Annotated in this window: 14 protein-coding genes; 10 read left to right on the forward strand and 4 right to left on the reverse strand. The window is 57.1% G+C overall.

Going from position 1 to position 14,693, the window contains the following annotated elements:
* Positions 1-6 precede the first annotated feature (6 nt).
* The 5 genes from aroC (at position 7) to CRO19_RS15165 (ending at position 3,786) form a co-directional block, all read left to right on the forward strand.
* Positions 7-1,092: a chorismate synthase gene (gene aroC / locus CRO19_RS15140; protein ID WP_097096558.1), complete on the forward strand. Its 1,086-nt coding sequence runs from the start codon at positions 7-9 to the stop codon at positions 1,090-1,092.
* A 5-nt stretch (positions 1,093-1,097) separates the two neighbouring features.
* Complete coding sequence (gene mepA, locus CRO19_RS15145) at positions 1,098-1,925, forward strand: penicillin-insensitive murein endopeptidase (protein ID WP_370659794.1); 828 nt, start codon at positions 1,098-1,100, stop codon at positions 1,923-1,925.
* A gap of 136 nt (positions 1,926-2,061) precedes the next feature.
* Positions 2,062-2,859, forward strand: coding sequence for a sulfite exporter TauE/SafE family protein (locus tag CRO19_RS15155; RefSeq protein ID WP_097096559.1), 798 nt, complete (start codon positions 2,062-2,064; stop codon positions 2,857-2,859).
* Positions 2,860-2,926: 67 nt separating this feature from the next.
* Positions 2,927-3,472: an elongation factor P hydroxylase gene (locus CRO19_RS15160; protein WP_097096560.1), complete on the forward strand. Its 546-nt coding sequence runs from the start codon at positions 2,927-2,929 to the stop codon at positions 3,470-3,472.
* A gap of 32 nt (positions 3,473-3,504) precedes the next feature.
* Positions 3,505-3,786, forward strand: a complete 282-nt coding sequence (locus CRO19_RS15165; RefSeq protein ID WP_007889229.1) for a YfcL family protein — start codon at positions 3,505-3,507, stop codon at positions 3,784-3,786.
* Between the two features lie 29 nt (positions 3,787-3,815).
* Here CRO19_RS15165 and mnmC read toward each other — a convergent pair whose 3' ends face one another.
* Positions 3,816-5,828 carry a bifunctional tRNA (5-methylaminomethyl-2-thiouridine)(34)-methyltransferase MnmC2/FAD-dependent 5-carboxymethylaminomethyl-2-thiouridine(34) oxidoreductase MnmC1 gene (gene mnmC, locus CRO19_RS15170; RefSeq protein ID WP_097097675.1) on the reverse strand — a complete coding sequence of 671 codons (2,013 nt, stop codon included), beginning with the start codon at positions 5,826-5,828 and terminating at the stop codon, positions 3,816-3,818.
* A 155-nt stretch (positions 5,829-5,983) separates the two neighbouring features.
* Between mnmC and fabB the strand changes: the two genes are divergently transcribed.
* Both fabB and CRO19_RS15180 read left to right on the forward strand, forming a co-directional pair.
* Positions 5,984-7,204 (forward strand): beta-ketoacyl-ACP synthase I, encoded by a 1,221-nt coding sequence (fabB, locus tag CRO19_RS15175; RefSeq protein ID WP_097096561.1) that lies wholly within the window; start codon positions 5,984-5,986, stop codon positions 7,202-7,204.
* Positions 7,205-7,477: 273 nt separating this feature from the next.
* Complete coding sequence (locus tag CRO19_RS15180; RefSeq protein ID WP_097096562.1) at positions 7,478-8,659, forward strand: arabinose transporter; 1,182 nt, start codon at positions 7,478-7,480, stop codon at positions 8,657-8,659.
* On the opposite strand, the gene pdxR is transcribed toward CRO19_RS15180, so the two are convergent.
* Positions 8,622-10,058, reverse strand: a complete 1,437-nt coding sequence (gene pdxR / locus CRO19_RS15185; protein ID WP_097096563.1) for a MocR-like pyridoxine biosynthesis transcription factor PdxR — start codon at positions 10,056-10,058, stop codon at positions 8,622-8,624. The two genes, CRO19_RS15180 and pdxR, sit on opposite strands and share 38 nt — an antisense overlap.
* A gap of 86 nt (positions 10,059-10,144) precedes the next feature.
* Here pdxR and CRO19_RS15190 point away from each other — a divergent pair, with 86 nt between their 5' ends.
* Entirely contained in the window at positions 10,145-10,588 is a 444-nt protein-coding gene (locus tag CRO19_RS15190) for a rhodanese-like domain-containing protein (protein ID WP_097096564.1), read from the forward strand.
* Here the strand turns inward: CRO19_RS15190 and flk are convergent.
* Positions 10,585-11,616, reverse strand: coding sequence for a flagella biosynthesis regulator Flk (flk, locus tag CRO19_RS15195; RefSeq protein WP_097096565.1), 1,032 nt, complete (start codon positions 11,614-11,616; stop codon positions 10,585-10,587). The two genes, CRO19_RS15190 and flk, sit on opposite strands and share 4 nt — an antisense overlap.
* A gap of 112 nt (positions 11,617-11,728) precedes the next feature.
* Positions 11,729-12,634, reverse strand: coding sequence for a DMT family transporter (locus tag CRO19_RS15200; RefSeq protein WP_097096566.1), 906 nt, complete (start codon positions 12,632-12,634; stop codon positions 11,729-11,731).
* 94 nt (positions 12,635-12,728) lie between these two features.
* Here CRO19_RS15200 and CRO19_RS15205 point away from each other — a divergent pair, with 94 nt between their 5' ends.
* Both CRO19_RS15205 and pdxB read left to right on the forward strand, forming a co-directional pair.
* Positions 12,729-13,508: an AraC family transcriptional regulator gene (locus CRO19_RS15205; RefSeq protein WP_097096567.1), complete on the forward strand. Its 780-nt coding sequence runs from the start codon at positions 12,729-12,731 to the stop codon at positions 13,506-13,508.
* 57 nt (positions 13,509-13,565) lie between these two features.
* Positions 13,566-14,690, forward strand: coding sequence for a 4-phosphoerythronate dehydrogenase PdxB (pdxB, locus tag CRO19_RS15210; RefSeq protein WP_097096568.1), 1,125 nt, complete (start codon positions 13,566-13,568; stop codon positions 14,688-14,690).
* Positions 14,691-14,693: the final 3 nt, after the last annotated feature.

A 14,693-nucleotide genomic window follows, 5' to 3' on the forward strand; every position in this document is an offset into this window, starting at 1 on the left:
ATCAGCATGGCCGGAAACAGCATCGGACAAGTTTTTCGCGTAACCACTTTTGGCGAGTCGCATGGTATTGCGCTGGGCTGCATTGTTGACGGTGTGCCTCCCGGCATTCCGCTCACCGAAGCCGATATTCAGCACGATCTCGATCGTCGTCGTCCCGGCACCTCGCGCTATACCACCCAGCGTCGCGAGCCGGATCAGGTGAAAATTTTGTCCGGCGTGTTTGAGGGCGTGACGACCGGCACCTCAATCGGCCTGCTGATTGAAAATACTGACCAGCGCTCGCAGGATTACGGCGCAATCAAAGATCTGTTCCGTCCTGGCCATGCGGATTACACCTACGAGCAGAAATATGGCCTGCGCGACTATCGCGGCGGCGGGCGCTCTTCCGCGCGTGAAACCGCAATGCGCGTGGCCGCAGGGGCGATTGCCAAGAAGTATCTGCAGATGAAGCACGGCATTGTGGTGCGCGGCTATCTGGCACAGATTGGCGACGTAGCCTGTGAGCTGAAAGACTGGAGCATCGTGGAAGAGAACCCGTTTTTCTGCCCGGATGCCTCAAAGCTGGAGGTGCTGGATGAACTGATGCGCGGGTTGAAAAAAGAGGGCGATTCCATCGGTGCCAAAGTCACCGTGCTGGCTGAAAACGTGCCGCCGGGATTAGGTGAGCCGGTATTTGATCGTCTGGACGCGGATTTGGCGCATGCACTGATGAGCATCAATGCGGTAAAAGGCGTGGAGATCGGCGACGGTTTCGCGGTGATCAACCAGCGTGGCAGCCAGCATCGCGATGAAATCCGCGCTAACGGTTTCCAGAGCAACCATGCGGGCGGCATTCTGGGTGGCATCAGCAGCGGCCAAACCATCAGCGCTAATCTGGCGATGAAACCGACCTCAAGCATTACCGTTCCGGGCAATACCATCACGCGCGATGGCGAAGAAGTGGAGATGATCACTAAAGGTCGCCACGATCCTTGTGTCGGCATCCGCGCCGTACCAATTGCCGAAGCGATGATGGCGATTGTGTTAATGGATCATCTGCTGCGCCAGCGCGCGCAAAACGGTGACGTTAACAGCAATGTTCCGCGCTGGTAAGCCCGATGATGCGCCGTCTGTTCATCACCTGTGCCGCGCTGTTGTGCAGTGCGGCGGCCGTTGCCGCAACGCCGTGGCAGCAAATCCATCAGCCGATTGCCGGCAACCCGCAGTCGATTGGCGGTTTCGCCAACGGCTGTATTGTTGGTGCGCAGCAGCTACCGCTGAACTCACCAAATTATCAGGTGATGCGTCAGGATCAGCGCCGCTACTTCGGCCATCCAGACTTGATCGCCTTTATTCAGCGCCTCAGTACGCAGGTTCATCAGCTGCAGCTGGGCCAGGTGCTGATTGGCGATATGGGCATGGCGGCAGGCGGCCGTTTTAGCAGCGGCCACGCCAGCCATCAAACCGGTCTGGATGTGGACATCTGGCTGCAACTGCCAAAAACGCGCTGGAGTGCACAGCAACTGCTGAAGCCGCAGCCGCTAGATTTGGTCTCTGCGGACGATAAGCAGGTGATCGCACGCCATTGGCAGCCACAAATTGATAGCTTGATTAAGCTGGCAGCGAAAGATGATGAAGTGACGCGTATTTTCGTTAATCCGGCGATTAAAAGACAGCTTTGTGCTGATGCCGGTAGCGATCGTGCGTGGCTGAATAAAGTGCGTCCGTGGTTTGCCCATCGCGCACATATGCACGTGCGTCTGCGTTGCCCAGCAGGCAGCCTTGAGTGCCAGGAGCAGGCCCCGCAGCCGCCAGGTGATGGCTGTGGTGCCGAGTTGGACAGCTGGTTCCTGCCGAAAAAACCTGGCAGCACGCCGCCGGTGAAGAAAACGCCGCCGCCGTTACCGCCGTCATGTCAGGCTTTATTAGATAAACATTTGTTATAACCTCGATTCTTCAACCCGCAGGTGCGTTGGCTGCGCTCGTCCACCCCAGTCACTTACTAATGTAAGCTCCCGGGGATGAACGAGCTTGCCGCCTTCCTGCAGCTTGAATTATCGAGATTATTTAGGAAGATGGTTGATGGATCTTTTTGTTGTCAGCCCGCTGGTCATCGGCGTGCTGTTTTTTGTGGCAATGCTGGCGGCATTCATCGACTCGATTGCCGGAGGCGGCGGCTTGCTCACCGTACCCTCTTTGCTGGCGGCCGGGCTCTCACCCGCTCAGGCGTTAGCCACCAATAAGCTGCAATCGGTCGGCGGTTCCTTCTCCGCCAGCCTCTATTTCATTCGTCGCGGTGCGGTGAAGTTAAATGAGCAGTGGCTGAATATCGCCATGACGTTTCTTGGCGCAATCGGCGGCACCATCCTGATTCAGCATCTGCAAGCGGACGTTTTGCGGCAAATCTTGCCTTTGCTACTGATCTGCATCGGTTTGTGGTTCCTGCTGATGCCGCGTTTGGGGGAAGCGGATCGCGAACGTCGTCTGCACGGTTTGCCCTATGCGCTGGTGGGCGGCGGCTGCGTCGGTTTCTACGACGGCTTCTTTGGCCCGGGCGCGGGTTCTTTCTACGCGCTGGCTTTCGTTACCCTTTGCGGCTTCAATCTGGCGAAAGCCACTGCTCACGCCAAAATCCTAAATTTCACCTCGAATTTCGGCAGCTTGCTGTTCTTTATGTTCGGTGGAAAAGTGGTGTGGGGCACTGGCGTGATTATGCTGCTGGGTGCCTTTATCGGTGCGCGCCTCGGCGCCAGGCTGGTGCTGAGCCGCGGTCAGAAGCTCATTCGCCCAATGGTAGTGACGGTTTCGGCGGTGATGAGCGCTAAATTATTATGGGATAGTCACGGCAGTGCATTCATGGCTTGGCTGGCAACCCTGTGATCCAATCCTCGTCAAGACCGGCAGCCAGTGCGACAATGGCGCCGGTTTTTTTTAAAGATTAAAAATTATGAGTACAACACACCATTACGATCAGCTGATTGCCATCTTTGATGGCTGCTTCGTTGACGATTTTCAGACGCGTCTAATTAAAGGCGACGACGAACCTATTTATCTTCCAGCGGATGAAACCTCGCCGTGGAATCGCGTGGTGTTCGCCCACGGCTACTACGCCAGCGGGCTGCACGAAATTTCCCACTGGTGTATTGCCGGTGAAGCGCGTCGCAAGCTGGTTGATTTTGGTTATTGGTACTGCCCGGACGGGCGTGATGCGCAAACCCAGAGCCAGTTTGAAGCCGTTGAGGTCAAACCGCAGGCGCTGGAGTGGTTGTTCTGCGTTGCGGCGGGCTTTCCCTTCAACGTAAGTTGTGACAATCTCGAAGGCGATTGTGAGCCAGATCGCATAGCGTTTCAGCGTAAGGTTCATGCTCAGGTGATGACTTATCTGGAGCAGGGTATTCCGGCACGTCCGGCCCGTTTCATCGATGCATTAATGAATTATTACGGCACGCCGGCGTTGACGGCGGCCCAGTTTCCCTGGCCGGAAGACCTGTGATCCGCGATGGCATTATAAGAAGAGAGGAAGAGATGATCGTAGAATTTGAAACCCGCATTCTGGCCCTGATTGATGATATGGTCGATCACGCCAGCGATGACGAGCTGTTTGCTGGCGGCTATCTGCGTGGTCATCTGACCCTGGCGGTGGCGGAGATTGAACTGAGCGGCGAACATACGCCGGAAGCGCTGCAGACGCATGTCACCAATAGCCTGCAAAAAGCCATTGCGGCTGGTGAACTGTCGCCACGCGATCAGGCGTTGGTTACGGGGATGTGGGACAATCTGTTCCTGCAGGCGCGTCAGAGCGCTTAAGCTGTGGGGGCGATCGCTCGCCCCGCAGATTAACGAGCCGCTTTTTTACCCTTCAGCAATTTGCGTACCCAGTAGCGATTTGGATTCAATGCCGCAAGCGTCGCCGCATCCAGCGGCTGGGGTTCGCCGCTCATTTGCGCTGCCAGCACTTCGGCCGCCAGCGGCGCACTGCATAAACCACGCGATCCCAACGCACCCAGCACAAATAACCCTGCATGCACTGGCGCTGCGGCCACGGCTTCAGCGCGTGCACGCTGCGCGGGAAGATCCGCATACTGCGCTAAAATAGCGTCATAATCGGGCGCGCTGCCACTCATCGGCAGGTGATCGCGCGTGGCGCAACGCACACCGTTGCGCGCCTGATTATCTGATACATCTACCTGCTGCGGCCATGCACTTTCCGGTAGGCAGTTGATCAGCCGCTGACGGTTTTCTTGCTGGTCATCGGCACGGAAATCAGTCGTGGTATCGCCGCGGTGATAGCTGGCACCAATGCAATGGGTAGCGAAATTCGGACTAACCGGCGTGAGATAGCCGTCGTAACAGAGCACGGTGCGCAGTTCGCCGAGCGAATCATTAGTCGGCACGTGGCTCACCTGACCGGCTACCGCATATGCCGGCAGCATTCTGCTTTGCTCGATATCCAGCAAGGCGTGACCATTCGCCAGTACCACCTGCTGATGCTGCACAGATGGCCGATCGCTAAAGTGCAGCGTCCAGCTTTCATTGTTCCGCTTAAGCTGCGTTACCTGATGCAGCCAGTGAACGCGCAGGCCTTGCGTTTGTGCATACTCCAGCAAATTACTGGTTAACTGGGAAGGGGAAAGCCAGCCACCCTGCGGATAATAGATGCCGCTGAAACCCAGTTCGACACCTGCGAGCTTTTCCGCCTCTTCTTTATTTACGCCATAAGCGATTTCACGCGGTAGGTCCATGTTGAGCATCTGCGCGATTTTATCCGCACTTTTACTGTCCCAGCCGAGCTGCAGCACGCCGCTCCAGTGATGCTCAAACTCCACCGGCACCCAATCATACAGGCGACGAGCAAAGCCAAAGGCGGCAGGGAAAAAGGTCGCCAATGCCGGATCGTGCTGATTGAGCAGCGGATAGAGCGCGCCCTGACGATTGCCGGATGCCCCCAACGCTGGCGCATCATCGGCGCAATATAACGTCACGCGCCAGCCACGACGCAGCAACGCTAAGGCCAGCACTGCGCTGGCGACGCCGCCGCCAATGAGCGCGACTTCCTGGCTTGCAGCTTGCGGTCGTGCATACCACGGCTGGCTGTGCGGCAGCTCAGCTGCCTGTTCCAGCACACCGATCAGCATCTCACGTTTGTGGCCAAATCCTTTGCGCTTCTGCATGGTGAAACCAGCGTCCTGCAAGCCACGGCGCACAAAGCCAGACGCCGTAAAGGTGGCGAGCGTGCCGCCCGGACGCGCTAAGCGGGCCATGGCGGCGAACAGGGCTGGCGTCCACATCTCCGGATTTTTCGCCGGAGCAAAGCCATCAAGAAACCACGCATCCACCTGGCGATTAAGGCTGTCATCAAAGGTGTGAATTAGCGCGTTAATATCACCAAGCCAGAGATCCAGCGTGACTTCGCCACCGTTAAACAGCACGCGCTGGCAGCCCGGCAATGCCTGCGGCCACTGCTGTTGTAGCTGTTCAGCCCACGGCTGGAGCTCAGGCCAATGCGCATGCGCAGCGATCAAATCCTCGTGCGTCAGCGGGTATTTTTCGCAGCTGATAAAGTGCAGGCGCTGGAGTGGGGCCGTGGGATGCTCGGCGCGGAAGCGATCAAACGCTTGCCACAGTGTGAGAAAGTTCAGACCAGTCCCAAAACCGCTCTCGGCGACGATAAATAAATCGCGCGAATGATCGGCAAAACGGTGCGGAATATGATTACCGTCAAGGAAAACATAGCGCGTCTCTTCCAGCCCATTGTCGTTGGAGAAATAGACGTCACCGAACGCTCGGGACACAGGTGTACCCTGTTCATTCCAGTTTATTTGGGCATGTTCTACTGGGGTAAATTTCACGGGGAAAGGCTCATATTTCAGGCAGTGGCGCGAGTTTAGCGACAGACGTGACATGACGCAAATTTACAAAACGAAATGGCTGATCGGACTTGTTCGGCTTACAACTGTACGCTAGAGTGCACGTCAATCCAAAAGAGTGGAACGAGGACTATTGAATGAAACGTGCAGTGATTACTGGCCTGGGTATTGTTTCCAGCATTGGTAATAACCAGCAAGAAGTGCTGGCTTCTCTGCGTGAAGGCCGTTCCGGTATTACTTTCTCCGAAGAGATGAGAGATGCCGGTATGCGCAGCCACGTATGGGGCAACGTCAAACTGGATACCAACGGGCTCATCGATCGCAAAATCGTGCGTTTTATGAGTGATGCCTCGATCTACGCTTACCTGTCTATGGCTGAAGCGATTAAGGATTCAGGCCTGACTGACGAACAGTATCAGCAAAACCCACGTGTTGGCCTGATTGCTGGTTCTGGCGGCGGTTCTCCGCGTTATCAGGTATTTGGTGCGGACGCTATGCGTGGCCCGCGCGGCCTGAAAGCCGTTGGTCCTTACGTAGTGACCAAAGCCATGGGTTCAGGCGTATCTGCTTGCCTGGCAACCCCGTTCAAAATCCACGGCGTGAACTACTCCATCAGCTCAGCGTGTGCCACTTCAGCACACTGCATCGGCAACGCCGTTGAGCAGATTCAGCTGGGCAAACAGGACATCGTTTTTGCAGGCGGCGGCGAAGAGCTGAGCTGGGAAATGGCCTGTGAATTTGATGCGATGGGCGCATTGTCGACCAAATACAACGAAACGCCTGAAAAAGCGTCACGTACCTACGATGCCAACCGTGACGGTTTCGTCATTGCAGGCGGCGGCGGTATGGTGGTAGTAGAAGAGCTGGAACATGCTCTGGCACGTGGCGCGCATATTTATGCTGAGATCGTCGGTTACGGCGCCACCTCCGATGGCGCAGATATGGTAGCACCTTCAGGCGAAGGCGCAGTGCGCTGCATGAAGATGGCGATGCAAGGTGTTGATACGCCAATCGATTACCTCAACACCCACGGCACCTCAACGCCAGTGGGTGATGTGAAAGAGCTGGGTGCGATTCGCGAAGTATTCGGCGATAACTCACCCTCTCTGTCTGCGACCAAAGCGATGACTGGCCACTCTCTGGGTGCGGCTGGCGTGCAGGAAGCGATCTACACCTTGTTGATGCTGGAGCACGGCTTCATCGCGCCAAGCATCAATATTGAAGAGCTGGATGAAGCGGGTAAAGGTCTGAACATTGTGACCAAGCCGACCGAAAAAGCATTGACTACCGTGATGTCGAACAGCTTTGGTTTCGGTGGCACCAACGCCACGTTAACCATGCGTAAGCTGCCAGCGTAATTGCAGATTTTACAAGGTGCGCATGAATGCGCACCCTACGAAAACCCCGTTATGCCTTCGTAGGGGCGCCATTTATGGCGACCGAATGATGCAAGTATTATCTCAAGGGCCGGTTATCCGGCCCTTGTTGTTTTGACAATCCACCTCCTGCTTGCCTACACTCTCTCTCCATCCGAAACAAAATTATCAATTCCCATTAAATGTGAACCAAATATCCCGTTTCTGTTATGGCAGCAAGCGCGTGTCTGGTTATGACAAGGAGTTCGCCGCCCGATGATCCCCACTGCCAGCGCAGAGCAGCAATCAGTATTGCCGTTAGCCTGCACCTCATTTGCGGTATTTCTCACCTATCTCACTGCCGGTTTGGCGCTGCCGGTGATCCCGCTGTATGTGCATCAGCAACTCGGCATGAGTAATCTGATGGTCGGCGTGGCGGTAGGAATTCAGTTTTTTGCCACGCTGCTAACGCGCAGCTTTGCTGGACGGCGTGCCGATCAGCATGGTGCGAAGCTCACTACGCAGCATGGCATGATGGCCATCGCGCTGGTCGGCGTAGCCTATTTGGCGGCGGCACTATTACCGGTGTCCCCTTGGGCGAAGTTTGGTTTGCTGGCGCTAGGGCGACTATTGCTGGGATTTGGCGAAAGTTTGCTGCTCACCGGAAATCTGACGTGGGGCATGGGGCTGGTCGGCAGTAAACGTTCAGGTCTGGTGATGTCGTGGAATGGCATGGCGATATACGGATCGCTGGCGGCGGGTGCGCCATTGGGGCTGCTGATTAATCAGCACGGCGGTTTTGCAGCACTTGGCGCAGTGGCGCTGCTGTTACCGCTGCTATCGCTGGCAATCAATGGCTGGATTCGCAAAGTGCCGGTTGTTGGCGGCGAGCGGCCATCGCTGTTTAGCGTGGTAAAAACCATCTTCCAGCCGGGGCTGGCGCTGGCGCTGCAGGGCACCGGGTTTGCTGTCATCGGTACCTTTACTTCGCTCTACTTTGCGGCGGAAAACTGGGGCAATGCCGGTTTTGCGCTCACGGCGTTTGGCTGCGCCTTTGTACTGGTGCGCGTGTTCTTTGGCGGTTTGCCGGATCGTCACGGCGGCGTGCGCGTGGCGATGGTATCGCTGCTGGTGGAAACCGCCGGATTACTGCTGCTGGCGTTGGCCAGTTCCGGCTGGATGGCGCTGATTGGCGCGGCATTGACTGGCTGCGGCTGCTCGCTGATCTTCCCGGCGCTGGGTGTGGAAGTCATCAGGCGCGTATCGCCGCAGATCCGCGGCACCGCGCTCGGCGGCTTCTCTGCTTTTCAGGATATTGCTTATGGCGCCAGCGGACCATTGACCGGTTTACTGGCGACGGCGCTGGGTTACGGTTCCGTGTATGTTGCGGGTGCCTGCTGCGCTGCGCTGGGGATTCTGGTCACCTGGACGTTTTCGCGTCGTGCGACAGCAGCGTAACCAGCTTATCGCAGGCGCTGATAATCTCACCGGGCGTCAGCGCGGCAAATCCCAATAGCCAGCCCGCTTGCTGCGCTTCGCCCGCATAGAGCGGTGACAGCCGCGGTAACAGTAATCCTCGCGCTTTAGCCTGTTCGGTTAAGTGCGCTTCATCCCCCTGCAGCAACTGCACTGTTAACTGCAAACCTCCTGCCGCCGGCAGCGGCTGGAGCCAGGGTTGCAGTCGCGTATTGATCTGCTCCAGTAAACAGTCACGTCGACTGCGATACAGCTGGCGCATCAGGCGTAGATGGCTGGCAAAATGGCCTTGCTGCAGAAACTCCGCAGTGATTGCCTGTGGCAACATCGCGCTGTGGCCGTCCATCACGCTGCGCGCGCGCCCAAGCGCCTGGACCAACTGCGGCGGCACCACCATCCACGCCAGACGCAGCGAGGGAAACAGCGTTTTGGAAAAGGTGCCGAGACAGATGACCCGACTTTCGGTTTCTACGCCTTGCAGCGCTGGAGCAGGGCGATCCTCGTAGTGAAATTCGCTGTCGTAATCATCTTCAATTAGCCAGCTATCGTGCTGGCGCGCCCATGCCAGCCAGTGCAGGCGGCGCGCCAGGCTCATTGCTGTGCCCGTTGGGTAGTGATGGGCGGGCGTGAGATACACTAATTTCGCGCTACCACTGAGCGGCATCGCTCCTTCCGCATCCAGCGGCATGGCGCGACAGCGCGCACCGGCGGCGAGAAACGCATTGCGCGCCCCGGGATAACCCGGCTCCTCCAGCCACACCTCGTCGCCCGCATCAAGGAACATTAACGCCAGCAGTTGCAGCGCCTGCTGTGAGCTGGTGAGCATCACCACCTGTTCTGCCGAGCAGCGCACGCCACGCGACAGCGCCAGATAATCCGCCACGGCCTGGCGCAGCGACGGCAGACCAAGCGGGTCGCCATAGCCCATTACGCCACTGCCCAGTGAGCGTTGCACCTGATGAGTGATGCGACGCCACTGTGCATGCGGAAAAGCGCGTAACTCTGGCGAACCGGCGGCAAAGGCGTGAGGAAACGGCGGATCCTGACAGCCGCCAGTCGCCAGCACCTGTTGACCACGCTGGGAAAAACGCGGTGAGCAAGCGACCCGACTTTTCGGCTTGGGCGGCGGCATGCGAATCGAGACAAACGTGCCGCGTCCGCCCTGGCGCTGCAGATAACCTTCGCTCTCCAGCTGCGCATAAGCAGCCTCGACCGTAACGCGTGACAGTGATAAATCGATTGCCAGCTGGCGACTGGCGGGCAGTTGCTGCGCATGCTGCAGATGACCGTTGGCAATTGCCTGACGTAGGGTATTGCACAACCGTTCGCGCAGGCCGCCTTGGGTCTGGTGGCTAAATAGCGCCAAAAATGAGGTCTTCATCGTGGTCTTATTGGGGTGATAGAAGTGGTATCAGTATGCAGACCACTTTGCCGTAAACTGAGAAAAAATCACAGTGGGAGAAGGCAATGTCAGCGGTCTTAAATTTCGCTCCGGCCAGCGCAAACGAAAGCGTGGCGTATTTGCAGCACAAACTGAGCTTTTACACCGATGCGTGGGATTTAGCGCAAGATCTGGCGCAGGGTATCAGCGCGATCGTAGTGATCGATGCACGTTCTGAGGACGTTTATCAGGCAGGGCATATTTGCAGCGCCATCTCGTTCCCGCATCGCACCATGAATGCGGCATCGACCGCGCATCTCGATCGCAGCAAAGTTTACATCACCTATTGCGACGGCATTGGCTGTAACGGCTCAACCAAAGCGGCACTCAAGCTGGCGTCGCTGGGGTTTCAGGTGAAAGAGCTGATTGGTGGGCTGGATTTCTGGAAGCGCGACGGTCATCCAATGGCATGGGGAACGACAGCAGGCGAATGGCCATCTGCCTCGCCCGCTGCACACTGTGGCTGCTAGATAAGTAACCACAGCAGGAAGGTGAACACCAAGAGTCCGACAATCAGCGTGAGCATTGGACGTTGAGCCAGCGGCTGCGGCAGGATTTGAATAAACGGCGACCAAATCGGCTGCGGGTGCATCTCGCTATCGGCCAGCGGCTGTTCGTGCAGCTTTTCGGCGCGACGGCTAAATAATAGATTCAGCAGATCCTGCGTTTGCGCTGGCGTTAGAACGGTATGGGGCATCGCCTGGAAACGCTGTTGGCTGTAATCCTCCAGCAATCGCTGCTCATCCTGCGTCAGCGGTTGCTTCAGCGAGGTTTCCAGCATCTGCAAGGTCGGCGCGCTGTGCTGACCCAGCGTCTGCCGCACCTGCAAATATTGCGTCAGCAGCGGGAAGTGGCGGGATGGAATCGGATCGCCACTTTTCAGGTTTACCAGCTTCAAGGTGTCGGCCAGCAGCTTCACCGGCGATTCCCCGGTAGTAGCGGCAAGACGTGTAACCTGTTGATTCAGCGATTGCTGCTCTGCCGGCAACAAGCTGCGATCGGAAGATCGCGTTTGCTGCGGCTGCGGAATTGCCATCTGGCCGTTTTGCAGCATGGTCAGCACCTGGCGCAGCTGATCCTGCGACAATCCGCTCAATACCGTTTGGTTAAACTGCTGACGAATAAAGTCGCTCACTGCCTGGCGATTATTGCCCTGCGGCAATTTTTCCAGCAGCTGCTGTAACAGCTGGCGCGTGGCAAGGCTGTTTTGTACCTGGGTCAGACGGCCATTGAGATGCTGTTCTGCCGCCGGGAAATGACGTGATTGCAGCTCACTCTCATTTTTCACGCCAACTTCGTGACGCACGCCTGCCCACAGTTCCGGGGCTTTTAGCGTGCTGAGTGACATGATACGTACAATCAGGCGTTCCAGCGTGGTGCGCTGGGCAGGGGATAACGGTTGTTCACCGGCGGGGCCACCAGGACGAGCTGGGCCAGTTGCTGGCGTTAAAGATGAACGATCGCCCGCGGGCACACCGGGACCGCTGAGAGGTTGCATGGCGGAATCCTTGAAAAACGGGTCAGATCCGGGTGCGCCGGAAAAACGAGGCCACATGATAGCAAAAGCCCCCGGGAAATCCACGGGGGCTACGGTCTTTCCGGATAATAAATCAGGGGGCGGGATCGGGAAGGATAATGTTACGCGGCTTGCGTAACGGGGTTTTCAAACGTTGCGCCAGAATGACGCCCACCAAAGTCATGCCGCCACCAATCCAGTGATAAGCGTGCAGCTGCTCATGCAGGAACAAGACGGCGATAGCCGCAGTAAAAACCGGTACAAAATTCATGAAGAGACTGGTGGTACTGGCACCAAGGCGCTGAACGCCTAAAATCCACAGGAAAGGCGCGATAATTGACGCAAATAGCCCGGCATACAGCACCAGCGGCAGATTATGCACGTTGAGCGATACATCTGGCGCATGCACGAAGCCGGGAATCAGCAGCAGTACGCCAAAGAAAATCTGCACGTAGAGGCTTTGCCAGGTGGGCAGTGGAATCGCCCAGCGCTTAGTCAACACGCCATAAAGCGCGTACGAGGTTGATGCCGCCAGCATCATCAACTCGCCATTACCAAGACGTTGATTCAGCAACTGCGCCGGATTGCCCTCACTTACCAGCCATACCAAACCCACGAAGGACAGCACGCCGCCAATCAGAATGCCTCGCGTGGGGGCAAGGCGCAGTACTATCAGGCTGAGCAGAATGGTCAGCAGCGGAATGGTGGCGCCGAGAATGCCCATCATCACTGCCGATACGCTGTGCGCCGCGTAATAGGCGAGGCTCTGATACAGCACCATGCCGAGCAGTCCGAGAATCAGCAGTCGCCAGCCGTTGCTTTTTATGGTGTGACGATGACGCCAGACGCCCGGCAGGCAAAACGGGGCCAACACCACCAATGCTAGCAGCCAGCGATAGAAGGAGATCGCCGCAGGATCGATACTTCCTGCCGAGAGTTTGCTAACGATAGTGTTGATCGACCAAATCAGCACCGCGATCAGCGGAAACAAAAAATTCATAGTACAGCTCCTCAGATAATCGCGAATAGTTTACGTTTGACCGGTTTGGACTAGATAGTTAAAATCGGACAATATTTGTTAGTGACCGGACAGAATGAATCTTCAAGTCGAATATCAGCCGCCGATTGATGCACCTCTGCTGCGCTACTTCATGCGCTACGATGCCGTTAACGCGAAAACCGAATATCTGATGCACGCACATGATTGGGGGCAGGTCATATTTGTCACCTGTCGCGTGCTGGAGTTAGAAGTGGAAGGCGAACGCCTGCTGACGCCTGCCGATATACCGATTTGGATCCCGGCAGGGCATCGGCACAGTAGCTATAACCATAACGACGCGCGTTTTCGTACCTTCAACATCGCCGCCGATCTCTGCAGTGGCATGCCGGATAAAGCCTGTTTATTGCATGTCGATACCCTCGTGCACGCCATCATGAATGATTTCGCCCGCCGCGAGCTGGAGCAGCCGCAGACGCAGGCCGACTGGCGTTTGTGTGAAGTGCTGATGGATCGCCTGCACATTGCGCCAGTGCACAACAGCTATTTGCCGATGTCCGATGACAAATTCCTCGCACCGATTCTGCGGGCGCTTGAAGCCCATCCCGGTGATAACACCACGCTGGCACAATGGGCAAAGCGCGTGTTTACCACCGAGCGTACGCTAGCGCGACGCTGTCAGCAGCAGCTGAACATGTCGTTCAGCGAATGGCGTCAGCGTTTACGCTTTTTACGCGCCATCGCGCTGCTTGAGCAGGGCTGCAGCGTGCAGGGCATCGCTCATGCACTGGGCTACAGCTCAGCCTCAGCGCTGATTGTGATGTTCCAGCAACAGGCCGGAACGACGCCGGATCGCTATCGCAGCCGGTTAGGTTAATCCCTGGCTTTATGCCAAAATATGCCCCGTTGATCTCAACCAGACAGGACCGCCGCAGTGAAAATTCTCGTCGATGAAAATATGCCTTATGCCCGTGAACTGTTCAGCCGCACCGGTGACGTGGTAGCGGTGCCGGGACGTCCGCTGCCGGAAGCTGAGCTGCAGGATGCCAGCGGGCTCATGGTGCGTTCGGTCACGAAAGTGAATGCAGCGCTGCTGGCCGGCACGCCGGTGAAGTTTGTCGGCACCGCCACCGCGGGAACTGACCATATTGATGATGCGTCGCTGGCGGCGGCAGGCATTGGTTTCTCTGCCGCGCCGGGCTGTAACGCGATTGCGGTGGTGGAGTATGTCTTCTCTGCGCTGCTGCTATTGGCGGAACGCGATGGCTTCGAACTGCGCGATCGTACGGTGGGCATCGTTGGCGTGGGCAATGTTGGCGGGCGCTTGCAGAAACGTCTGGAAGCCTGGGGAGTGAAAACGCTGTTATGCGATCCGCCGCGCGCCGATCGTGGCGATAAGGAAACCTTCCATTCACTGGATGAGCTGGTGGCGCAGGCCGATATCCTCACCTTCCATACGCCGCTGTTTAAAGAAGGGCCGTATAAAAGCTGGCATCTGGCCGATGCGGCGCTGCTGCTGGCGCTCAAGCCCAACACGATTCTGATCAATGCCTGTCGCGGTCCGGTAGTGGATAACGCCGCGCTGCTGGAAATCCTCAAGATGCGCCACGATCTCAGCGTGGTGCTGGATGTGTGGGAGCCGGAGCCGGACTTATCGCTCGACCTGTTGGATAAAGTGGATATCGCCACTGCACACATCGCTGGTTACACGCTGGAAGGTAAAGCGCGCGGCACTACGCAGGTGTTTGAAGCCTGGTGTGACTTTATCGGTCAGCCGCAGCAGGTCTCGTTAGACAGTCTGCTGCCTGCACCGGAATTTGGTGCGATCACGCTGCGCGGCCCGCTCGATCAGCCAACGCTAAAACGCCTGGTACATCTGGTGTATGATGTGCGCCGCGACGACGCGCCACTGCGCAAAGTGGCAGCAAAGCCAGGCGAGTTTGATCGCCTGCGCAAGCAGTACGAAGAGCGTCGCGAATGGTCATCGCTCCAGGTAAATTGCGACAATGCCGAGACGGCGGCGATGCTCAATCAACTCGGCTTCCGTGCCAGTTTGTAAAGT

The organism is Candidatus Pantoea floridensis (assembly GCF_900215435.1).
GTDB lineage: Bacteria > Pseudomonadota > Gammaproteobacteria > Enterobacterales > Enterobacteriaceae > Pantoea > Pantoea floridensis.

Bases quoted from the DNA above. Each gene is read 5' to 3' on its own strand.
- aroC (WP_097096558.1), top strand. From the start codon at position 7: ATGGCCGGAAACAGCATCGGACAAGTTTTTCGCGTAACCACTTTTGGC.
- mepA (WP_370659794.1), top strand. From the start codon at position 1,098: ATGATGCGCCGTCTGTTCATCACCTGTGCCGCGCTGTTGTGCAGTGCG.
- CRO19_RS15155 (WP_097096559.1), top strand. From the start codon at position 2,062: ATGGATCTTTTTGTTGTCAGCCCGCTGGTCATCGGCGTGCTGTTTTTT.
- CRO19_RS15160 (WP_097096560.1), top strand. From the start codon at position 2,927: ATGAGTACAACACACCATTACGATCAGCTGATTGCCATCTTTGATGGC.
- CRO19_RS15165 (WP_007889229.1), top strand. From the start codon at position 3,505: ATGATCGTAGAATTTGAAACCCGCATTCTGGCCCTGATTGATGATATG.
- fabB (WP_097096561.1), top strand. From the start codon at position 5,984: ATGAAACGTGCAGTGATTACTGGCCTGGGTATTGTTTCCAGCATTGGT.
- CRO19_RS15180 (WP_097096562.1), top strand. From the start codon at position 7,478: ATGATCCCCACTGCCAGCGCAGAGCAGCAATCAGTATTGCCGTTAGCC.
- pdxR (WP_097096563.1), bottom strand. From the start codon at position 10,058: ATGAAGACCTCATTTTTGGCGCTATTTAGCCACCAGACCCAAGGCGGC.
- CRO19_RS15190 (WP_097096564.1), top strand. From the start codon at position 10,145: ATGTCAGCGGTCTTAAATTTCGCTCCGGCCAGCGCAAACGAAAGCGTG.
- flk (WP_097096565.1), bottom strand. From the start codon at position 11,616: ATGCAACCTCTCAGCGGTCCCGGTGTGCCCGCGGGCGATCGTTCATCT.
- CRO19_RS15200 (WP_097096566.1), bottom strand. From the start codon at position 12,634: ATGAATTTTTTGTTTCCGCTGATCGCGGTGCTGATTTGGTCGATCAAC.
- CRO19_RS15205 (WP_097096567.1), top strand. From the start codon at position 12,729: ATGAATCTTCAAGTCGAATATCAGCCGCCGATTGATGCACCTCTGCTG.